We start from the raw sequence: 24,243 nt of genomic DNA on the forward strand, positions 1-24,243 counted from the left end.
GACATCGTGACCGCACCAGCACTACGCGACGACGACATCGCCGTCATCGGCATCGGCGCGCGCTTTCCCGACGCGGCGAACCTGGACGAGTTCCGCGAGAACCTCGCCGCCGGACGGGATTCCATCGGGCCCATGCCGGAGTCCCGGGCCGAGGCCACCGCCCTCGATCGGCGGCTGGACTACCTGCCCATGGGGCATCTCACCGATATCCACAGTTTCGACTACGCCTTCTTCGGACTGTCCAAACGCGAAGCGTCGCTGATGGATCCGCAGCAGCGGATCGCCCTCGAACTGGCGCACCGGGCGATCGAGGACGCCGGATACGCGCCGGCGACCCTGCGCGCGGCGACCACCGCGGTGGTGTTCAGCGCACCCATGCCCACCTATCACGCCATGGCGGTGGATCCGGGGCCGCTGGCCATGCTGGGCAATCTGCCCTTCGGCGTACCAGCGCGCATCGCGCACCTGCTGGGACTGGACGGGCCGTGCTACGCCATCGACAGCGGCTGCAATGCCTCGCTCGTCGCCGTGCATCACGCCTGCCGCGAATTGCGCGGCGGTGACGCGGATTACGCGGTGGCCGGGGGAGTCAGCGTGCGCGCCAACGGTTCTCCGGCGTGGGCGATGAACACCATGACCGAGATCGCCTCACCCGGCAGTCAGGTCCGCGCCTTCGATGCCGACGCCGACGGGACGGTGCCCGGTGAGGGCGGTGCGGTGCTGCTGCTCACGACGGTGGCGCGGGCGCGTGCCGACCGCGCGCCGGTGTATGCCGTCATCCGGGGTACGGCGGTGCTGCACAACGGGCATTCTGCGGTCACCATCAGTACCCCCAGCGCCGCGGCGCAGGCGAAGGTCATCGCGCGGGCCTGGCGCAATGCGGGGGCGGACCCTCGCCAGGCCGGATATCTCGAGGCGCACGGGTCCGCGACCCGGCTCGGCGACGCCGTCGAGCTCGAGGGGCTGCGCGCCGCGTTCGCCGGGCGCGGTGCGGCCCTGCCCATCGGGTCGGTGAAGACCAATATCGGGCATCTGGATCACGCCGCCGGCGTCGCGGGCCTGGTGAAGGCGGTGCTGTCGGTGTCGGACGGAATGCTGTACCCCTCACTGCATTTCGAACGTCCCACCGGCGACCTCGACCTGGCGGCCGCCGGTATCGAGGTGGTGACTCGCGGGCGTGCGTGGGACAGCGACGGCCCGCGCCTGGCGGGTGTGAGTTCGTACAGTCTGGGCGGGGCCAATGCCCACGCCGTCGTGCAGCAGGCGACCGCGCGTCGCGGCCTGGTGCGGGTGGCGGGCGAGCCCCGTCTGATCGGCCTGTCGGCGCGAACCCCGGCCGCGCTCGCGCAACTGTGCCGTGAGCTCGCCGGGAATGTGCGGGGGCGCGCACTCGATATCGCCGATGCCGCATTCACGCTCAATCGGGGCCGGGCGCACTTCGGTCACCGTGTCGCGGTGGTCGCCACCAGCGCGGCGGACCTTGCCGAGGTGCTCGAAAAGCGCATTGCCGGAATCGATCCGGATCGCAAACGGTCCGAGGCTCCGCGCGTGGCGCTGTTGCTCTCACCCGGCTCGCCGGACGCATCCGAGACCGTCACCCCGGCAATGTTCTCCTCCAGCATGATTCCCGCCGATCAGATTCGGCTGACCCTGCCCGAGCAATTGCCCGCGACCGGGCGCACCGCGCAGGTGCTGCGGGAGCAGATCGCGATCCATGACCGATTGCGGGCCTGCGGAATCACATTCGCCGCCATCCTCAGTGCGGGGGCGTCGAAATACGCGGCCCGCTACCTGCTCGGCGCTACGGCGCGCGTCGACGCCCGCGAACTGGCCGACGCGGCGGCGAATCCGACCATGGATCGGTCCCGGCTGCTCGCTGCGGCGCAGACGCTGCTGGCCGACGGTCCCGTGGTGTTCGTGGATCCGACCGAGGGCGGCGCGCTGGGGCGGGCGCTCGCCGAGGATCTCGCGGGCCGGGCGGACGCGCAGATCCTCGCCGTCGCCCCGGAATCATGTGCCGCGCTGGAACTTCTGGGGCAGCTGTACGAGTGCGGCGTCGAAATCGACTGGGCGCAGGTCCATGGCGAGGAAGGCGCGCGCGTGCGGCTGCCGGGCCATCCGCTGCTCGGTACCCGGTGCTGGGTCGAGCTGCCCGGCTCACATCGGTCCGCCGAGCCCGCGGCACCGGTGCCACCCGCCGTGTCCGAACAACCGGCCGTCACGATGCCCGCCGATGCGACCGCCTGGCTCAGCGGTGTCCTGCGCGATCTGCTGCACTCGGAGACCGACATCGGCCCGGACGACGACTATTTCGATGTCGGCGGCAATTCGATCATCGCCGTGCAGCTGGTCGAGCGGGTGGAGGAGGCGTTCGGCTTCCGGCCGAAACTCCTCGATGTCTACGAGCGGCCCACCGTCGCCGAATTCGCCGCACTGCTGCGCGAGCGGGCCCGCCCCGCGGCCCCGCAGACGCATCCGGCGGCCCGTGGCCTGCCACCCATTACGCGCACCGATGAGCTCGTCATGTCGCCCGGCCAGGAACGCATGTGGTTCCACCACCAGCTCGTGCCGGACACCACGCTCTACAACTATCCGGTCGTCAATGTCCTGCGCGGGCCCATCGACGTCGACGCGGTGAAGGGCACCTTCGAGGACTTCGCCGAACGTCATGAACCCCTGCGCTACAACCTGATCGAGGAGAACGGGCTCCCGGCGGTGCGGGTGCGGCCCGCGCTCGGCGAGTTCTTCCGGATCGTCGACGTGTCGGGGAAATCCGATGCGATGGCCATTGCGCGCGAGCTCATCCAGGAGAACGCGGTCCGGCCCTTCGATCTCGCCCGCGACCCGATGTTGCGCGTCCTGGTGGTGACGCTGAGCCCGGAAACGCATGTGCTGCAGGTGGTGTGCCACCACTGCGTCACCGACGGCCAGACGCCGGGCATCCTGGCCCGCGAGATTCCGGTGCTCTATGCCGCCCGGCAGCAGGGGCGCACCGCCGAGCTGGAACCGCTGCCGATCCGGTACCGCGACTACGCGCGCTGGCATCGGGAACTGCTCGGCTCGGGCGCGCTCGACCACGAGCTCGACTACTGGGTGCACGTGCTGCGTGATGCCCCGAAACTGCGGCTGCCCACCGACTTTCCGCGTCCGGCGCGCAAGACCTTCGCCGGTGAGCTGGAACCGTTCACGGTGCCCGCGAGCCTGCTGGCCGCGGCCCGGCGGGTGGCCAAGCGGGAATCGGTGTCGCTGTTCGTGGTCATGCTGGCGGCGTTCTATGTGCTGCTCGCACGGCGCAGCGGGCAGCGGGATCTGGTGATCGGCACGCCGACCACCGGTCGCACGCGACGCGAGCTGGAGGGGCTGATCGGGTTCTTCAACAGCACCGTCGCCCTGCGCGCCAACCTCTCCGGTCCCGCCACCCTGGCCGATGTGCTCGAGCGGGTGCGCGGAATCGTGCTGGGCGCGTTGGAGAATCAGGAGATTCCGTTCGAGCGGGTCGTGCACGCGCTCGACGATCAGCGCGATCTGTCCCGCACGCCGCTGTTCGATGTGCTGTACGTGCATCAGGACCTCACCAGCACCGGGGCCGCCAATCCGCTCAGCGGCGGGGAAACCGAGTTCTTCGACCTCGAACACTCGATTCAGAACGCGTTCGGCGGATTGCCGCCCGGCACCGCGAAATTCGATCTCAGCCTGATCACCTACGACCGCAGCGACGATCACGACATGCTGGCGTGTTTCGAGTACAGCACGGAGCTGTTCACGCAGCGCACCGCGGCGGGGTTCGCGGCGGCGTATCTGCAGATCCTCACCGAGGTCGTGGAATCGGCTCCGGATCGATCGATCGACGAACTGGTGCTTGCCGCGCCCGCGATCCCGGCGGTAGTGGAAGAGCCTGCGGCACTGGATATTCCGACCGACCGCCCGCGCGGATCGGGTTCGGCTGTGTACACGCCGGGAACCGTGCGGGAGCGGGTCGATTCCGCCCCCGGGGATGCCGAGCTGCTCGCCGCGTGGGTGGCACTGCTGAGCTGGTACTCCGCCTCCGATGCGGTGACGGTGGGCTTGGCGAGCGGTGCGGCCCGTCTGGATCTTTCCGACGAACCCACCGGAGCCGAGCTGTTCCAGCGAAGCGCTGGGGCGCTGGGTGAATCGGCCGGACCCGCCGGTCCGGGGGCCATTCGATTCGGTGACACCTCATCCAGCACAACGGAACTGGCTCTCCGCCGGGCCGCAACGGACCGCTCGGTGCTGGAACTCGTGTACGCCACAGAGCTTTTCGACGAAACGACCGCACAGCAGATGCTCACGGATCTGATCCTGCTGCTGCGCGGCCTGCGGGAGACACCCGATGAGCCGGTACCCGATATCGCGGTGCGCAGCATCGCCGACGCGGAGGTGACGCGATGAGCGGAATCGTGGCAGTGCTCGGCGCGGGCACCATGGGTGCGGGCATCGCCCAGTGCCTGGCCCAGGCCGGGCGCGAGGTCATTGTGGTCGAACCCGATCCGGCCGCCGTCGAGCGCGCGCGGCGCGGGCTCGACGAGGCGGTGCGCCTGGCACTGCTGCTGGGCCGTGGTGATCGCCGCACCGCCCTCGACGCCGCCCGCCGGGTGCGCTGGACCGACCACCTCGACGAACTCGGCCCGGTCGAGTTCGTCATCGAGTGCGCGGTCGAACAGATCGAATTGAAAGAGAAGCTCTTCGCCGAACTGGACCGGATCTGCCCGGCCGAGACCGTCCTCGCCACCATCACCTCGGCCATTCCGATCGCCCGGCTGGCCGCCGTCACCGGCCGCCCGGACCGGGTGCTCGGACTGCACTTCATGAACCCGGCCCCGCTGACCGACGCGGTGGAAGTCGTACGCGGCGCAGCGACGTCACCCGACACCATGACGCGCGCCACCGAGCTGCTCACCGCCCTCGGCAAGGAAGCCATCGTCGTCGGCGACCGGCCCGGGTTCGTCCTGAACCGGGTGCTCATGCTGAGCATCGCCGAGGCCGCCGCCCTGCTCGACGCCGGCGAATCCGCCGCCACCGTCGACGCCCTCTTCGAACGCTGCCTCGGCCACCGGATGGGCCCGCTGCGCACCGCCGACCTCATCGGCCTGGACAACGTCGCCGACACCCTCGAGGTGTTGCGGCGCGAAACCGGCGCGGCCCACTACCGCATTCCGCCCGCCCTCGCGACCCTCGTCGCCGCAGGACATTTCGGCCGCAAGACCGGACAAGGATTCCATGACTATCGTTGAGCCCACCCCCGCCGCGACCGCCGGCCTACGGGTGCCGAGCGACGCCGAACGTGCCGCCCTCGCCGCCGGTGACCATTACGTCGACCTGTATGTCGAGCTGACCGGAACCGTGGACGCGACGAGCCTGCGCCGGGCGATCGACACCGCCCTGGCGGAATGCCCGGTGCTGCACAGCGTGTTTCGCCGGGCCGGTGGTGCGATTCAGGTGAGCGAGACGGCCGTCGCGCCGACCGCTGTGCATATCGTCGAAACGGCCGAACCCGAGGAGTTTCTCGGCGCATGGCTGGCGGACGAGCGTGCGCGACCGATGGACAGCGGGCAAGGGCCGCTGTACCGGCAGGCCGTATTCCAGTTCGGGAATGGCCGGATCGGCTGGTATCAGCGCTATCACCGGCTGATCAACGATCAGGCGGGCATGCTCGCGATCGTGGCCCGCGTGCGTGACCTCCTCGACGGCACGCCCGCGCAGCCCGGCCCGAACCTGCCCTTCGGTTCCACCTCGGACCGCCTGGACCACGAACACCGCTACCGTGAATCGGGCGCATGGGCCGCTGATCGCGCCTACTGGGAGCAGAGCCTCGCCGAGGCCGCCCGGCCGGAAACGCTGCCGTCGCCAGTAGTGGCCGCGACCGGTGTTCCCGCCGTGAGTGATTCGGTGCACGGGGTGGCGACCGGCCGTGCTGCCGAGCCCCTGTGGGTTCGGGTTGAGGGCACCAGCGAGCTCGCCCGGATCGCGCGCGTCTGCGGCGGCGGCGCGCCCGCGGTCGTGCTCGCCGCCATGGCCGTCTACGGGTCGCGACTGCTGCGCGCGGGCGAATGTGCCGTCGCCTTCGACACCGGGGAAACCGTTGTGCCGATGCGGATCACCGTCCCCGCTCAGGCGAGCTTCGACACCGTCGCGAAGCAGGTGGGCCGCGCGCTGCGCACGGCGCGGCGGCACCGGTACATCCCCGATATCGATGAGCCCTGGGCGGATTCGCCCGTCCATGGTCAGTGGCCCCTCACCGTACGCATGCTCGGCGGCGCGGCGGTCGACCGCATCGGCACCGCGGCGGTCTCCGAAAGCTGCGGGGCCGGAGCAGGATTCACGGTCGGCGTCGATGATCGCGCGGTCGGCGGATGGCGCATCGCGGTCGCCGGGGCGCACCGCTCGCATCGGGACCGGCTGGTGGGGCTGCTGGAACGACTCGCCCGCACCCCGCACACACCCCTGGCGCACCTCGATATCGCCGCGCCGGGCGAGATCGAACAACTGGCGGGCGAACGCTCCGCAGCCGCGACCGCGACCCTCGCAGAGCTGTTCGCGGAGCAGGCCTCCCGTTCGCCGGAAGCGACGGCGCTCGTCGGACCCGGCCTCCACATGACCTATGCGGATCTGCACGGCGAGGCGAATCGTCTGGCGCGCAGTCTGATCGGGCTCGGCGTCGGACCGGAACGGCCGGTGGCGCTGGCTTTCGGACCGTCCGCCGAGCAGATTGTCGCGATCCATGCGGTGCTCGCGGCGGGCGGCGCGTATCTGCCGCTGGATCCGGAGCATCCGCGGGAGCGTCAGGCCCGGGTGCTCGATATCGCGCGGCCGGTGTGTGTGCTCAGCACGCGGCGTGCCGGATTCGAGGCGGACGGCGTCCCGGTGATCTACGTGGACGAGCTCGACCTGTCCGGTGCATCGGCCGCCCCGATCGGCGATGCCGAACGGCTCGCGCCGCTGCGACCGGAAAACCTGGCGTACGTGCTGTTCACGTCCGGCTCCACCGGGCAGCCGAAGGGCGTGGCGGTGACCCATGCCGCCGTGTGCACGCATCTGGCGTGGATGCAGCACCTGCACGGGCTCGACGACTCCGATACGGTGGTGCGCAAGACCGCGCTGACCTTCGATGTGTCGGCCTGGGAAGTGCTGTGGCCGTTCACAACCGGGGCGCGCCTGGTCATCGACGGCACCGGCACGCAGGGGGATGCCGGTGAGCTGGCGCGCGCGATGAGCGAGCACGGTGTCACCACCGTGCAGTTCACGCCCTCCACGCTCGGGGCGTATCGGCGTGCGGTGGCTGCGCCGCTGCCGTCGAGTGTGCGCCGCCTGCTGCTCGCCGGTGAGGCGGTGACGCCCGCGCTCGCGGCCGCATTGCCCACTGTCGCGGCGGACGCCCGCCACGACAATCTCTACGGTCCTACCGAGGCGACCGTCGCCGTCACCCGGCACGCGATCGACGGGAGCGGCACTGCCCCGGTGCCGATCGGCGCACCCGCCTGGGAGGTGCGCGCCCATGTGCTCGACGCCTGCCTCCGGCCCGTCCCCGCGGGCCTGCCGGGCGAGCTCTACCTCGGCGGCGCGACCCTGGCGCGCGGCTATGTGCGCCGCCCCGCGCTCACCGCCGCACGCTTCATCGCCGATCCGTTCGGCCCCGCCGGGCAGCGGCTCTACCGCACCGGCGATATCGTCCGTTCGACCGGTCACGGCGAACTGGAATTCCTGGGCCGCAGCGATTTCCAGGTGAAGCTGCGCGGCATCCGCATCGAACTCGGCGAACTCGAATCGGTGCTGGCCGCCGAGGAATCCGTCGCGCAAGCGATCGCGGTCGTCCACGACGGCAGCGCCAGCGCGGCAGGTGGTGCTCGATTGGTCGCCTATGTCACCGCAGCTGCCGGACACACCATCGATACGGTCGCGCTGGATGAGCGGCTGCGGGCGGTGCTGCCCAGGCATCTGGTGCCCGCCACGATCATCGCGCTGCCCGAATTGCCGGTGAATCGTTCGGGCAAGGTGGATCGAAAGGCCTTGCCCGCACCGGAATTCGCGCCGGTGGCCTTCCGTGCGCCGCGCTCCGAAACCGAGACCGCGCTGGCCGCCGCGTTCGCGGAGGTGCTGGGGCGCGACGGCATCGGGGTGGACGAGTCCTTCTTCGCGCTCGGCGGAGACAGCATCATGTCCATCCTGCTGGTGTCGCGGGCCCGCGCGCGCGGCATCGCGGTGACCGCGCAGCAGGTGTACGAGCACCGCACCGTCGCCCGACTGGCCGCCATCGCGGAAACGGCAGGCGGAGAAGAGATTCCGCCACTCGTCGAGCTGCCGGGCGGTGGGGTCGGGGAGTTGCCGCTGACTCCGGTCATCCGATTCCTGGTCGAACGCGGCGGGACCTTCGACCGCTTCTGCCAGTCGATGACGCTCGACCTGCCCGCCGGGATCGACCGCGGCGCACTGGTTTCCACCATTTCCGCGGTGGTGGACCACCACGACATGCTCCGTTCGCGGCTGTACCGCGACGACTCCGGTGAATGGCACGTCCAGGTGTCTGCGCCGGGCAGCGTCGACGTGGACGCCCTCATCGATCAGGTCGTTCACGACGCCGACCTCGACGGCGAGGAGCTGCGTGCGCTCGCCGCGGTCGAACTGAACGCGGCCGTCGACAGGATCGACCCGTCCACCGGATCGGTCCTGCGATTCGTCTGGCTGAGACCGGACTCCGGCGACGCCTCCGGGATGCTCGTCATCGCCGCGCACCACATTGCCGTCGACGGGGTCTCCTGGCGAATTCTGTTGCCCGACTTCATTGCCGCGTGGGCGGCGGTCGCGGCGGGGAACACGCCGCAGCTGCCGGCCGTCGGAACCTCCATGCGGCGCTGGGCGCACGCGCTGGTCGACACCGCGCACAGCGACACCCTCACCACCGAACTGCCGATCTGGCGGGAGATCGTCGAGGGCCCGGACCCCTGGTTCGGTGCGCGGTCCTTCGACCCGCAGCGGGATATGGCCGCCGACGTGGCACACCGCACCGTCGAACTCGACGAAGCCGACACCGCCGCCATTCTCACCGCCATTCCCGACCGCTATCGGGCCCGCGTCGCCGACGCACTGCTGACGGCGCTCGCACTCGCGGTGGCGCGCTGGCGGTCGCGGCGCGCCGAGCCCGAACGATCAGTGCTGCTGCGGCTGGAAGGCCATGGGCGCGAACAAGATGCTGTGCGCGGGACGGAACTGTCACGCACGGTCGGCTGGTTCACCTCCATCGTTCCGGCGCGGCTGGATCTGACCGGGGTCGACCTCGTGGACGCCTTCGCCGGCGGACCGGCCATGGGCGTCGCCATCAAGGCCGTCAAGGAACAGCTGCGGGCCACGCCGCACAATGGTTTCGGCTACGGCCTGCTGCGCTACCTGAATCAGGACACGGCCGCCGCCTTGCCGCCGGGTGAGCCGGGGCAGATCTCGTTCAACTACTTCGGGCACATCACGGGCCTGGATATTCCGGACGAGCTGGCGGGCATCGGCTTCCTGCCCTCCACCGAATTCGGCATGCTGGCCATCCGACCCGACGCCCGGCGCGGCGCGCTGGGCGCCGTCGAGGTGGACTCCATCGTCCTCGGCCACCGGCTCGTCACCAGCTTCGGTTACGCACGTGGCATATTCGGCGAGACCGCGGGCGCGGAACTCGTCGGCCTGTGGCGAGAGGCGCTGCACGCGGTCGCGGAGCACGCGCGCGCTCCGCACACGCACGGCGGCCACACGCCGTCCGACTTCCCGCTCGTCACCGTCACCCAGGGCGATATCGACGGGTGGGAGCGGCGGTATCCGACGCTGAGCGATATCTGGCCGGTGACGCCGCTCCAAGCCGGGATGATCTTCCACGCCCTGTTCGATCCGGGCGCGATCGACGTGTACACCGTGCAACTGGTGCTGAGCCTCGAAGGCGAGATCGACGCGGCGCGATTGCGCGACGCCGCCGCGGCCGTGCTGGAACGGCATCCCAACCTGCGGGCCGCCTTCGCCGTCGATGCGACCGGCGCGCCCGTCCAGATCATTACCGGCGCGGCGGAATTGCCGTGGCGCGAAGTGGTTTCGATCGACACGGCGGGCGAATACGATCGCCTGCTCGCCGCCGAACGCACGACGCCGTTCGACCTCGCCGCGCCGCCGCTGCTGCGCTTCCTGCTGCTGCGCCTCGGTGACGGCCCGGCGCAGTTCGTGGTCACCTGCCATCACCTGCTGCTCGACGGCTGGTCCATTCCGCTGCTGCTGCGCGAGATCATGGCCGGGTACGCCGGATTCACAGCTGCCGCGCCACGGCCCTACCGGCACTATGTGGAATGGCTCGGCCAGCAGGATAGTTCGGTCTCGCGACAGGCGTGGGCGCAGGCGCTGGCCGGGCTGGACGAGCCGACCCTGCTCGCGGACGCCACCGAAGCGCACGCGCCCGATACGCTCCCGCTGGAGCGGGATTTCGCACTGGACGAGGCACAGACGCGGGCGGTGGCCCGGCTGGCGGCCGAGTTCGAGGTGACGATCAATACCGTCGTGCAGGCCGCGTGGGCAATCCTGTTGGCGCACAGCACCGATCGCAGCGATATCGTCTTCGGCACCACGGTGTCGGGCCGGCCCGCCGACCTCGCGGGCGTCGAGGACATGGTGGGGTTGTTCATCAACACGATCCCGGTGCGGATCAGGCTGGACGCGGGGGAGTCGGTGGGCGCACTGCTGCGCCGGGTGCAGCGCGAGCAGTTCGAGCTGACCGCGCATCACCATCTCGGGCTGCCCGATATCGGCGCACAGGCCGGGCTCGATGCGCGGAGTCTGTTCGACACGCTGCTGGTCGTCGAGTCGTACCCCGTCGATGCGGCGAAACTGCGGGCCGACGCGCTGGCCTACGCCGGTCTGACCATCGACCTGCTGCGGTCGCGGGAGGCGACCCACTACGCGCTGACCCTGACCGTCCGGCACACCGATCGGCTGCACATCCAGACCGGATGGCGACCCGATCTGGTCGACGAGGCGAGCGTGGTGCGGCTGGGCGAGCAATTGACGCGGATCCTGGCGGCGCTGGCCGCGAATCCGAATACCGCTGTCGCCGAGATCGATTCGCTCGGTGACGTGGAACGCGGGCAGGTGCTGCGGGAGTGGCAGCGGGACTCGGTGCGGGTGCCGGAGGCATCCCTGGTGGACCTGTTCCGGGCGCAGGCGATCGCGTGCGGCGAGGCCGTCGCGGTGCGCTTCGGGGACAGCGCGCTGACCTACCGTGAACTCGACGCCGCCTCCGACGCGGTGGCACAGATGCTGGCCGAGTGGGGTGTCGGTGCCGAATCGCTGGTTGCCGTGGGTATTTCGCGCTCCACGGAACTGATCGCGGCACTGCTCGGTGTGCTGAAGTCCGGAGCGGGCTATGTCCCGCTCGACCTGGAGAACCCGCTGTCACGGCTGGAATACCTGCTGGCCGAGACGAATCCGGTCTGCGTGCTCACCACCGCCGCGGACCGGGCCGCACTGCCGCAGACCGGCATACCGCGCCTGCTGGTCGGCGACGCCCACAGCCGTTCCAGCCATGCGTGGGGCAGCGCCGAGAGCTCCGGAGCTCCAAGCGAGAACGACCGGGCCGCAGCCGATCTCCCTCCCGCCGGTCCGAGTGCGCACAGTCGCGCCTACGTGCTCTACACGTCAGGCTCCACAGGTCGGCCCAAGGGCGTGAGCGTCACGCACCGCAATGTCGTTGCCATGCTGGCCGCCACCCGCGCGATGCTGGAGACCGATTCCTCGGACGTGTGGACGATGTTCCACTCGTACGCCTTCGACTTCTCGGTCTGGGAAATGTGGGGCGCGCTCACCAGCGGCGGCACGCTCGTGGTCGTGGACGCCACGCTGACGCGCGCGCCCGCGGAATTCGCCGAGCTGCTGGCACACGAGGGCGTCACCGTGCTGAGCCAGACCCCGGCGGCCTTCGGTGCGCTGCTCGACGCGGGCCTCCGCCGGGCCGATGTGCCGGCACTGCGACATGTGGTCCTCGGCGGCGAGGCCGTGGACCCGCGCCGCCTGCGGCCGTGGTTCGACGCCGATCCCACCGGGGAAACGCGGATCTCGAACCTGTACGGCATTACCGAGGCGACCGTGCACGCCACACAGGTGACACTGGACCGCACCCATGCCGGATCCACCGGCGCGAGCCTCATCGGCCGAGGTCTGCCGGGAATGACGGTGCGCGTACTGGATTCGCGGCTGCGACCGTCCGCCGTCGGCGTCCGTGGCGAGCTGTACCTGACCGGACCGCAGCTCGCCCAGGGCTATCACGGTCGACCGGCAACCACGGCAGAGCGCTATGTGGCCGATCCGTACGGCGCGCCGGGCACCCGCATGTACCGCACCGGCGATCTCGCGCGCTGGAACTCCGAGGGGCAGCTCGAATACCTCGGCCGCGCCGACCAGCAGGTCAAGATTCGCGGGTACCGCATCGAGCCGGGCGAAATCGAGGCCGCCTTGCGCGAGCACGAGTCGGTGGCGCGGGCGGCCGTCGTGGCCCGGGCCGCCGAGTCTGGGGCGATGCGCCTCATCGCCTACGTGGTCCCGGCCTCGCTCGGCGACCCCGCGAGCGAGGTGTCGGCGGTGCTGGAAATGCATATCGCGCAACGCGTCCCGTCCTACATGCGACCGGCCGCCATCGTGGTCCTCGATGCGCTGCCACTCACCAGGAATGGCAAGCTGGACCTGGCCGCACTGCCGAATCCGGTGCTCGTGCCGCGCTCGAGCAGCGCGCCGCGCACACCCGCCGAACAGCTGGTGGCGGAGCTGTTCGCCGAGGTGCTCGGCGTGGCGGGGCCGGGCGTGGACGACTCGTTCTTCGCGCTCGGCGGCGACAGCATCATCTCGATTCAGCTCGCCTCCCGGGCCCGGGCGCGGGGACTGCACGTCACGCCCCGCGAGGTGTTCGAGCAGCGCACCGTGGCCGGAATCGCCGCTGTGGCACGGGTATCGGACAGTGCGGACGAGACGGCGCGGCTCCTGCCGGAGCTGCCCGGCGGCGGGATCGGCGATATGCCGCTCACCCCCGTGGTTCGCTGGCTGACCGAACGGGGCGGAGGTTTCCGCCGGGTCAACCAGAGCCTGACCGTCGAATTGCCCGCCGGCACCGAGTACGACGCCCTCGTCTCCGCCGTCGCCGCACTGCTCGACCGGCACGATATGTTGCGCGGCAAGCTGTTCCGCGACGACGTCGAGGAGTGGCGATTCGAGACCACGCCGCCGGACGGGCTCGATGCATCGAAGCTGCTGCGCCGCAGCACATTCGAGGATGCTCTCGATGCTGATGCCATTCAGGGCCTCGCCGCCGCGGAGCTCGATGCCGCACTGGACCGTCTCGACCCGGCCGCCGGCGTGCTGGTGCAGTTCGTCTGGCTCGAGGCCGAGCGGGGGAGCGTGCCGGGCCGTTTACTGATCTGCGCCCACCACCTCGCCGTGGACGGCGTGTCGTGGCGCATTCTGCTGCCCGACCTGTTCACCGCACTCACCGCAGCGGCGAACGGCACAGCGCCGCAACTGGATCCGGTAGGAACCTCCATGCGCCGCTGGGCCCATGCACTGGTGGACGCCGCGCACTCGCGTGCGCGCACGGCCGAGCTCGCCGGCTGGCGGCAGATCTGTGCGACGCCGGACCCGCTGCTGGGGCTGCGGGCGTTCGATCCGGCCATCGATACCAGCGCGCGGCTCGCCACCGTGGAAGTCGCCGTGGACGAGGCGCTCACCGACGCGCTCGTACGCATGATTCCCGCGCGCTTCCACGCGGGCGTCGACGAGGTGCTCATCGCCGCGCTGGCCGTGGCGCTCGCGGTGTGGCGCGCCGATCGCGGTGTGGACGCACCGGTTTCGCTGCTGCGCTTGGAGGGCCACGGCCGCGAGGAGCAGCTGGCGCCCGGCGCGGATCTGTCCCGCACGGTGGGGTGGTTCACCTCGCTCTACCCGGTGCGCATCGACCTGTCCGAGCTCGATATCCGTGCGGCGCTGGGTGGTACGGACGCGGCCGGTTCGGTGCTCAAGGCGACCAAGGAACAGTTGCGCGCCATCCCCGATCACGGCATCGGCTTCGGGTTGCTGCGCTACCTGAATCCCGATACCGCCGAACAGCTTCCCGAGCAGATGCCCGGTCAGATCGCCTTCAACTACCTCGGGCGAATCGACGGTCGGGGTGCCGGAGTGCTCGCGACACCCGAGGCCCGGCCGGACGCGGACCTGCCCGCGGCCGCCACACTCGAGGTGAACGCCGTCGTGACAGGTTGCCGGCTGCGCGCCGGATTCGCCTATCCCACCACGCTTCTCGACGAGGCGGCGGTAACGGAGCTGGCCCAGCTGTGGGTGACCGCGCTCGGCGCGTTCGCCCGGCACGCGCGCAGTGCGCACGCCGGCGGGCACACGCCCTCGGACTTCCCGCTCGTGCGGGTCAGCGGTGACGACATCACCGGCTGGGAACGGGATTACGGCCGCCTCACCGATGTGTGGCCGTTGGCCCCACTGCAGTCGGGCCTGTTCTTCCACGCCACCGTCGCCACTGCGGCCCAGGCCGCCGTCGCCGACGTCTACAACGTGCAGACGGTGGTGCGGCTGGGCGGGACGATCGACCGCGCTCGGCTGCGCCAGGCCGGGCAGCGCATCCTCGAACGCCACGCGAACCTGCGTGCCGCCTTCGTGTACGCCGCCGACGGCACACCCTGTCAGGTGGTACCCGAGTCGGCCGAACTGCCCTGGCGCGAAGTGACACTCGCCGAAGCCGGCGAGCTGACGGACCTCGTGACGCAAGAGCGCGCCCGCCGATTCGACCCGGCCCGCCCGCCGCTCATGCGCTTCACCCTGGCCAACCTCGGCGAGGCCGGGTGCGTGCTGCTCGTGACCTACCATCACATCCTGCTCGACGGCTGGTCGGTGCCGCTGATCCTGCGAGATCTGATGGCGCTCTACGGTTCCGGCGCACCACTGCCCGCCCCGAGCGGATCCTTCCGCGACTACCTCGCCTGGAATCACACCCGCGACGCGGCCGCCGCCACCCGGGCCTGGCGTCGAGCCCTGGACGGCGTGCACGAACGGACCCTGGTCGCACCGGACACCCGCACCCGGCAAAGCACGGTCACCACAGCGGATCACCGGTGGTCCCTCGACCGGGACACCACCGCGGCGCTCGGCGCGACCGCCATCGAACTCGGCGTCACCCTCAACACCGTGGTGCAGGTCGCGTGGGCAATCCTGCTGGGCCGCAAGCTCGGACGCGGCGACGTGGTGTTCGGCGCGACCGTATCGGGCCGCCCGCCCGCCCTGCCCGGGGTGGAATCCATTGTGGGACTGTTCATCAACACCGTCCCGGTGCGCGTGCGCTTCGGCCCGGACCTGCCCGTGGCCGAGCTGCTGCGCACCGTGCAGGCCGAACAGGCGGAAATGATCGAGCACCACCAGCTCGGGCTGACCGACATCCACGCCGCCGCCGGACTGCGCGATCTGCTGTTCGACACGGTGCTGGCCTTCGAGTCCTATCCGCTGGACGCCGAGCAGCTCAGCGCCGCGGCCGCCGCGCTGGACGGCGTCACCGGCGCGGGTCTGGAGATCACCGACGCCGCGCACTATCCGCTGTCGGTCACCGTCGATCCCGGCGCGGAGCTGGCGGTCCGAATCGGCTATCTGCGTGAGGTTTTCGACGAGACCCACGTGGCCGAGATCTGCGCGACCATGCGCGCGCTGCTCACCGCCATCGCCCGCCATCCCTACGCGACCATCGAGGAGCTGGCGTGACCGCGCGCCTGCCGCTGACACGCGCACAGCAACACGTCTGGGTCGCACAGCAACTCGACGACACCGGGCAACGGCTGATCGTCGGCGGATACGTGCACATTCACGGCGCCCTCGACGAGGAGGTGTTCGAGCGGGCACTGCGGATCGTCGTCGCCGGCGCGGAGACCCTGCGGGTGCGGTTCGACACCGAGACCGACGGCTCGGTCGTGCAGGTGGTCGAAGAGCTGCGGGATTGGCCACTGGGGCGCAAGAGTTTCCGCGGAGCGGCGGACCCGCACGGCGCGGCGCTGCGGTTCATGGAGGCGGCCCTCGAACAGCCGATCGACCTGGGACGGGCGCCGCTGTTCGCGCACCAGCTGCTCGATCTCGGCGCCGCGGGGACGGTGTGGTTCATCCGCTCGCATCACGTGGTGCTCGACGGGGCGTCCTCGGCGGCGTTCATTCGGCGGGTGGCCGACACCTACAGTGCGCTGCTCGACGGACGATCGGTCTCGGAAACCGTGTTCGACCGGGCGGCGGACCTGGTCGCGACGGACGAAAAGTTCCGCAGGTCGGCGCGATTCGCCGCGGACCGGGAGTTCTGGACGCAGCGGCTGGCGACCGAGCATCCCTATGATCCGCCCCAATTCGCCGGTGCGCCGACGGCCGCCGACGGCAATCGGTTTCTGCGGCACGCGGGTGTGCTCGGCGAAACCGAGTGGAAGGCTCTGCGGGTCCGCGCGGAGGCCGCCGGGACGCCGTGGCCGGTGTGGATGTTCGCGGCCATCGCCGTGCTGCTGCACGCGGATTCGGGCGCGCGCACGGTCACCCTCGGACTTGCCGTGCCCGCCAAGCGTTCCCGGCATGCGCTGGGCATGACGGCGAATATCCTGCCCCTGCGCATGACCGTCGACCCCGCCGCCACGGTCGGGGAACTGCTCGCCGCCGTGCGGGCCGAATCCCTGATCATCCTGCGGCACCAGGGTTTCCAGTATGGCGAGATGCTCGCCGAACTGGGGGAGAGCGGACTGACGGGCGGCATTCTCGGGCCCACCGTCAATGTGATGCCCATGCAGAAGGATCTGCGCTTCGGCGTCGAATCCGCGACGCTGCGGCATATCGCGGCCGGGCGCTCCGACAATCTGAACATCAGCCTCTACGACAATGGCGAACCCACGCTGTCGGTGACGCTGGAATCGAATACGCTGCGATACTCCGACCGTGATCTCGCGGCGCACCACGACCGGCTCACGGCGACGATCGCCGCCTTGGCCGCCGCGCCGGAGGATCTTCCGCTGGGGCGGTTGCGGTTCGCGCCCGACCCGGTAGCCCCGGCCGCCGGCACGGGCTCGTCCGACACGCTCGTCGATCTCTTCGAGCGCATGGTGGCCGCGCATGGGCAGGCCACCGCCGTCGTGCACGGGGGCGAATCGCTCAGTTACGCCGAACTGGATGCACGGGCCGCCAGGCTGGCTCGGATTCTGGCCGGGTCGCGGGTCGGCCCCGGCGACTTCGTCGGGCTCGCGCTGCCGCGTTCGGTGGACCTGATCGTCGCCATTCTCGCGGTGCTGCGGACGGGTGCGGCCTATGTGCCGCTCGATCCGAGCTATCCACACTGGCGGTTGCGCGCGATCCTCGAGGATGCGGCGCCGGCGCTGACCCTCGTCGGCGCGGGCGTCGAGCTTCCAGAGGTGGATTTTCCCGTCCTGCGCATCGGCGACCCGGTGCAGGTCGTCCCGGCCGAGCCCGCCGGACGGCCCGGAGCGCGATTCCCGGCGTATGTCATTCACACCTCCGGGACCACCGGCCGCCCGAAAGGTGTGGTCGTCACGCACGCGAATGTGGTCCGGCTGCTCACCGCGACCCAGCCCCGGTTCGAGTTCGGTGCGGACGATGTCTGGACGCTGTTCCACTCCACCGCTTTCGACTTCTCGGTGTGGGAGATCTGGGGTGCGCTGGGGTACGGCGGCACGCTCGTCATCGTCGACGCCGAGACCGCGCGGTCACCGCGTGAGTTCGTCGAACTGCTGGCGGCGCAACGGGTTACGGTGCTCAATCAGACGCCGTCCGCCTTCGGCATGCTGGTCGACGCGGACGCGCGACGGCCCGCCGACAGCGCGCGCCTCGCGCTGCGCCACGTGATATTCGGCGGTGAACCGGTGGAGCCGTGGCGGCTGGCCGAGTGGTGGTCGCGGCACGACCCCCGCGGGACGCGCCTGACGAACATGTACGGCATCACCGAGACGACGGTGTTCACCACCGGAACACCACTGTCGGAGACGGTCTCGCCCGGCGATATCGGCACGGCCATACCGGATCTGGCGGTCTATATCCTCGACGCCGCATTGCGCCCGGCCGCGCCCGGGGTGCCGGGCGAGCTGTACGTCGCCGGGCCTGGCGTCGCAGCCGGGTATCTGCGCCAACCCGGCCGTACCGCAGCACGATTCACCGCCGACCCCTTCGGTGCGGCGGGCACGGTGATGTATCGCAGCGGCGATGTGGCGCGCTGGACCGGCTCCGGGACACTCGAATACCTGGGTCGGGCGGACCGGCAGGTGAAGATTCGCGGCTACCGAATCGAGCCGGGAGAAATCGAGGCCGCGCTGTGCGCAATCCCGGCGGTGCGGGCCGCCGTGGTGCTGACGGTGGAACAGCGGACCGGTCATCGTCGCCTGGCTGCCTTCGTGGTCGGCGCGGACGCCGGCGGGAACGGCGTCGATGTCGGTGCGGTGCGGGCCTCGGTTGCCGAACTGCTTCCCGCGCACGCTGTTCCGTCGACAATCCTGGCCGTCGATGCCTTGCCGACCACACCCAATGGCAAGGTCGACGAGCGCAGGCTGCGCGCCTTCGCCACCAACGGCGGAACGCCCACAGCCGGCGCCCTTCCGCGCACCGATGCCGAGGCCCGGCTGCACGCCGTATTCGCGGAAGTGCTCGGACACAACAGCTTCGGTGTCGATGACGGATTCTTCGCGGTCGGTGGCGACAGCATTCTCGCCATTCGACTGGCGGATCGCGCTCGCGCCGCCGGATTCGCCCTCACTCCGCGAGATGTGTTCGAACAGCAGAGCATCCGGGCACTGGTCCACACGGCGGGAACGCTACCTGTGGCAGCTCCGCGCGTGACGGCCATGCCACCGGCCACCCGCGACGGCCGGATAGTGCTGCCCGCGACGGCCTTGCAGGCGGGGTTGCTGTTCCACTCGATCTATCAGGACGGGGCGGGCGAGGATCCCTACCTCGTGCAGGCCGTGCTGACCCTGGACGGTCCGATCGATGCACAGCGGTTGGGCGCGGCCCTGCGCGCGGTGCTCGCCCGGCACCCGCACCTGCTGGGCCGGTTCGTCGTCGACCGCGACGCCCCGGAATACGAGGTCCGCACCGATATCGAATTGCCGTGGCGAGTGGTCGAACTCGATGGCCGGTCCGATGCCGTGCCGATGGCGGGGCAGGACGACGCCAGGCCGCTGGTCGAGCCGGACGTTCTCGCGCGAGTGCGCGCCGAGGACGCGCGCATGACTCCGCTCGAAGCGCCGCTGCTGCGGGTCGCTTTCGTTCGCACCGCGCCGCAGTCCGCCACGCTCGTGGTGACACATCACCATGCGCTGCTCGATGGCTGGTCGCTGGGCATCCTGCTGCGCGAACTGCTGCTGTCGTATCGCGGCTGCGAATTGCCCGCTGTCACACCGTTCACCGCATTCCTGGACCGGTCGGCGGCACAGGATCGTGCGCGTGCCCGGACGGCCTGGGCACAGGCGCTGGCCGGGGTCGAACCGAGCAAGGTGGCGCGCGCGGAGCGGGGGCGGTGGCGGCGGCCGGCCGAACACCGGTTCGCGCTGCCCGCGCCCCTGGTGACCGCGCTGCGCGAACGGGCGGGGGCGCACGGGCTCACCCTCAATACGATGGTTCAGGCGCTGTGGGCGCTGGTCGTGGCCAATCTGACCGGCAGCGAGGACGTCGTATTCGGCATCACCGTATCCGGGCGCGACAGTGGGGACCTCGACGCCGCCGTCGGACTGCTCATGAACACCGTCCCGCTGCGGGTACGCGTGCGGCCTGCCGAAACGGCGCTCGAGCTCGCCGTCCGGATCCAGCGCGAGCGGGTCGCGCTCATGGAGCACGATCACCTCGGGCTGTCCGAGATCGTGGCGGCGGCAGGGGTTCCCGACCTGTTCGACACCTCGCTGGTGTTCGAGAACTTTCCGCTCGATTCGGCGCTGCTCGATGATCCGGGCGCGGAGTTCCGGGTCAGCGACGTGGATGTGCTCGGCGGAACGCACTTTCCGCTCACGGTCATCGTGGTGCCCGGAGCGGGCGAACTGACCTTCCGGCTCGGTGCGCAGCTCGACCACATCGATTCGCTCGGCGATATCGACGAACTGTGGTCACGCATCCTCACCGCGGCGGCGGCGCTCACGACACCACGGCACGCCCCGATCGGACAGCTCGATCTGCTGCCGCCCGCCCGTCGTGCCGAGCTGGTGAACGCCGGGCGCGGTGTGCAGACAACCATCGAAAACGGCGCTCTCGCCGCGTGTTTCGAATCGACCGTGCGCGATCACGCGGACTCGATCGCACTCTGGTGTGACGGCGTCGAGCTCACCTACGCCGAGCTGAACGGCCGCGCCAACCAGGTCGCCCGCTGGCTGCGCACCCGCGGTGCGGGACCGGGAGTGCCGGTCGGCCTCGCGCTGCCGCGCTCGGTCGACCTCGTGGTCGACTTCCTCGCCGTGGCCAAGCTGGGCGCACTCTGCGTACCCCTGAGCGATCGCTACCCGCCCGCGCATGTGCGGCGGCTGCTGGAATTCACCGGGACCACGCTGGTTCTGCACGAACTCGACGGTGCGGCAGCGGATTTCGATGACAGCAACCTCGACGTACATGTCGCCGCCGATGCGGTCGCGACGCTGATGTTCACCTCCGGCTCGACCGGCGCGTCCAAGGGCGTGGAGATCACCCACCGCAATATCGTGGCCCGCGCCCGCGACCGGATCGGCCACAGCGACGGCCATCGGCGCATGCTCATGCACCTGCCGCACAACTGGGACATGGTGGTCTGGGAGTTGTGGTTGCCTCTGCTCACCGGCCGCACGACCGTTCTGGCTCGCCCGGGCGTGCTCGATGTCCACGACTACACCGAGGTGCTGCGGGCGGGCCGGGTCACCTCGATCATGCTGCCGGCGGGGCTGTTTCATCTTCTCGCCGAACAGATTCCGGACGATCTCGCCGGCTTGCGGATGATCGCCTCCGCCGGTGATGTGCTGCCACCGCGTGCCGCCGCCACCGTGCGACGCGGTGCGCACCCGCCGGTGGTGACCAATTCGTACGGTCCCGTCGAGGCGACCAGTTACGCACTGACCTTCGCGATTCCCGGTGACATGCCGGCGGATCGGCCGGTTCCGGTCGGGCGTCCGGCCGACAATACGCGGGTCGCGGTCCTGGACGCGGCGCTGCGGCCGGTTCCGGTCGGGGTGGCGGGGGAGATCTACCTGTCGGGCGCGGGGCTGGCCAACGGCTACCATCGCGACCCGGCCCGGACCGCGGAACGTTTCGTACCCGACCCGTTCGGACCACCAGGCGACCGCATGTACCGCACCGGCGATCTGGGCCGCTGGGATGGCGACGGCCTGCTGCACTTCCTCGGCCGCGCCGACCGGCAGTTGAAGGTCAATGGTTTCCGCGTCGAACCCGGTGAGGTCGAAGCCGCGATTCGCCGGGAACCCGGTATCAGCGCGGTGATCGTCACCGCGCGGCGGGTCGCCAGCGGGCAATCGCTGCTCGCCCACGTCGTCGGCGAACAGATCGACACCGCCGCCCTGCGCACCCGCCTGACCGCCACATTGCCCTCCTATCTCGTGCCTTCCGCGATCGTGGTCATGAGTGCCTTGCCATTGACCCCCATGGGCAAGATCGACGTCGCGGCGCTGCCCGTTCCCGAGGCCGGTGACCGGATACCGGCGCGAACACCCCGGCAGCAGCTCATCGCGGCGGCCTTCGCGGAAGCCCTGGGCCGCACCGATATCGGCATCACCGACGACTTCTTCGCGCTCGGCGGCAATTCGCTGTCCGCCATCCGTGTCGTCGCTGCCCTGCGGTCGCGCCTCGAGGTCGCGGTGTCCCTGCGGGACCTGTTCGAGTCGCCGACGATCGCCGCACTGGAACAGGCCCTGGATCTGCGTGCGCCCGGGAAGGGCTCACATCATCTCGGGCATCTCCCGAACAACCTTGCCGCCGTGCGGCGTACGGACCCGATCCCGCTCGCGCCCGCCCAGCAGCGGCTGTGGACGGTGAACTACCTCAGCGGCAATCGGGCCGACTATCTGATGGCCACCGGCCTCGAACTGCACGGCCGGCTCGACACCGGCGCTCTGGAAGCGGCCGTCACCGATGTGGTCGAACGACACGAAATCCTGCGCACCGTACTGCCCTATGGGACCGAGGGCCCGATCCAGCGCATCCTGCCGGTCGAGTCCGCACGCCCCGACTTCCGCACGGTGCAGGTGTCCCCTGATGAAAGCCTCCACCAGGCAATCGATTCCGAGCTGCTGCGCGGATTCGATCTCACCTCCGAACCGCCCCTGCGTATCCGGCTCTACCGCGCGGCCCCCGGCCATCACATCCTGCTCGGCATCCTCCACCACGTCGCCGGGGACGGTGAATCCCTCGCCGTGCTCCAGCAGGACCTGTTCACCGCCTACCAGGCCCGCGCCGCCGGTGGCCGACCCGAATGGCCCGCCCCGGCCACACAGTTCGCCGACTACACGCTCTGGCTGCGCCAACTGTTCAACCCCGACGGCACCCCCGGCCCCGTCCTCGAAAAGCAAGCCCACTACTGGCGCACCGTCCTCGCGGGCATGCCCGTGAACCCGGTGCTCCCCACCGACCATCCCCGATCGGAGCGCCGCGAAAACCGCGCCGCCGCAATCCCGATCGACATCGCCCCCGCCACCCACCGCGCCCTCACCGAGGCCGCCCGCACCCACGGCGTCACCACCTACATGCTCGTCCACACCGCCCTGGCCCTCGCCCTCCAGCAGCACGGCGCAGGCCCCGACCTCCCCATCGGCGTGGCCCTGAGCTCCCGCGACGCCGAGGGCCTGCACAACCTGGTGGGCTGCGCGGTGGACACCGCCATCGTCCGTGTGGACCTGTCCGCCGACCCCTCCCACGCCGCGCTCATCCAGCAGGTCCGCGAACGCCTCCTGGGCGCCTACGAGCACAAGGAATTCCCGTTCGACAGCCTCGTGAACCTGCTGAACCCACCCCGTTCCCGCACCCACCACCCCCTGTTCCAGGTCATGGTCACCTACCAGCGCGGCATCCGAACAACCACCCCCACAGCCGATCTGACCATCACCCACCACCCGGTCCCGGTCCGCCGCACCCCCTGGGAACTACTCCTCGACCTCCGCGAGACCCACACCCCCGACGGCGACTGCGCCGGCATCCACGGCGAGATGGTCTACGCCGCAGAACTGTTCGACCCCGGCACCGTCGCCGCCATAGTCACCTCGATGACCGCCGCGATTCGCGCGATCTGCGCGGACTCGACGGCCCCCGGCGCTAGCGGCTCGATCGGTTGAAGGTGATGATCGAGTTCTGTTCTCCTGCGGCGACATACAGTCGATGGGACGAGGGATCGACGGACAGCCCGAGCACGTCCGCGTTGCCCGCGGACAAGGTCTCGGCGAACGTGGCGGTCGTGGCGTCCAGAACGTGAATCTCGCCGATCCGGTCGGTGGAGCCCGATATCCCCTTCGCGGTAGCGAATACGTGGTGCGTCACCGGATCGACCGCAATCGCATAGGGCTGGCTGGGTAATGTGACCGTCGCAGTGACGCGATTCGCTGTCGTATCGAGCACAGCGATCGATTTCGACGACGCGATGACGACGTAGAGACTGAGGGTGCCCGGATCGTATGCGAGCCGCGAGGTTTGGGCACCCATCGGGAGGGTTGCGGTGACCGCGTCGGTCGACGCGTCTATGACCAGAATCGAATGTCCGCTGCTGACGAATACCAGGTTGCGCTCGGCGTCGACGACGATATCCGAGGCGCTCCAGCGGATCGAAATCCTCTCGAGCACCCGGTTGCTGGACATCTCGACCTTTGCGACATAGGGCTTGCCGAATTCGGTGGCCACATAGAGGATTCCGTTCTTGCTGTCGACAGCCAATGCCTCCGGCAGGGTGTCGCGGGACGGGTCTCCAGCCACGAGCTTCGCTCGGACTTTCCCGGTGGCGGTATCGATCACATGGACCGGATGATTCGTTTCATTGGTGGTGACGTAGATGGTCTTCCCGTCCGGCGTACCCACTATCCGTCGAGCGTCCTTGCCGGCGTGGAAGGTTGCGACACCGCGGTTGGTCCCGGTGTCGATCGCAGTGATGGAACCGTCGAGGGAATTGCAGGCGTACACCTTCGCGCCACCTGGCGCGACCCATACATCCGTGGGGTTCTTCCCGACCGTGACGGCCGCCGAAAACGGTCC

The 24,243-nt window shown here is 70.0% G+C and carries 5 protein-coding genes; 4 read left to right on the forward strand and 1 reads right to left on the reverse strand.

The window, feature by feature from the left end:
• The first annotated feature begins 6 nt into the window (after positions 1-6).
• Genes H0264_RS22570 through H0264_RS22585 form a run of 4 tightly spaced genes read left to right on the forward strand, consistent with a single transcriptional unit; the run spans position 7 to position 23,336 of the window.
• Positions 7-4,410, forward strand: a complete 4,404-nt coding sequence (locus H0264_RS22570) for a condensation domain-containing protein (protein ID WP_181579382.1) — start codon at positions 7-9, stop codon at positions 4,408-4,410.
• Positions 4,407-5,252: a 3-hydroxyacyl-CoA dehydrogenase family protein gene (locus H0264_RS22575; protein ID WP_181579383.1), complete on the forward strand. Its 846-nt coding sequence runs from the start codon at positions 4,407-4,409 to the stop codon at positions 5,250-5,252. The genes H0264_RS22570 and H0264_RS22575 overlap by 4 nt, the downstream gene beginning before the upstream one ends.
• Positions 5,239-15,774 (forward strand): non-ribosomal peptide synthetase, encoded by a 10,536-nt coding sequence (locus H0264_RS22580; RefSeq protein WP_181579384.1) that lies wholly within the window; start codon positions 5,239-5,241, stop codon positions 15,772-15,774. The genes H0264_RS22575 and H0264_RS22580 overlap by 14 nt, the downstream gene beginning before the upstream one ends.
• The gene (locus tag H0264_RS22585; protein WP_181579385.1) at positions 15,771-23,336 is read left to right on the forward strand and encodes a non-ribosomal peptide synthetase; all 7,566 of its coding nucleotides are present in this window, start codon (positions 15,771-15,773) and stop codon (positions 23,334-23,336) included. The genes H0264_RS22580 and H0264_RS22585 overlap by 4 nt, the downstream gene beginning before the upstream one ends.
• Here H0264_RS22585 and H0264_RS22590 read toward each other — a convergent pair.
• Positions 23,317-24,171 (reverse strand): YncE family protein, encoded by an 855-nt coding sequence (locus tag H0264_RS22590; protein WP_220139818.1) that lies wholly within the window; start codon positions 24,169-24,171, stop codon positions 23,317-23,319. The genes H0264_RS22585 and H0264_RS22590 overlap by 20 nt on opposite strands.
• Positions 24,172-24,243: the final 72 nt, after the last annotated feature.

Source organism: Nocardia huaxiensis (genome assembly GCF_013744875.1).
In the GTDB taxonomy this organism is placed as follows: domain Bacteria; phylum Actinomycetota; class Actinomycetes; order Mycobacteriales; family Mycobacteriaceae; genus Nocardia; species Nocardia huaxiensis.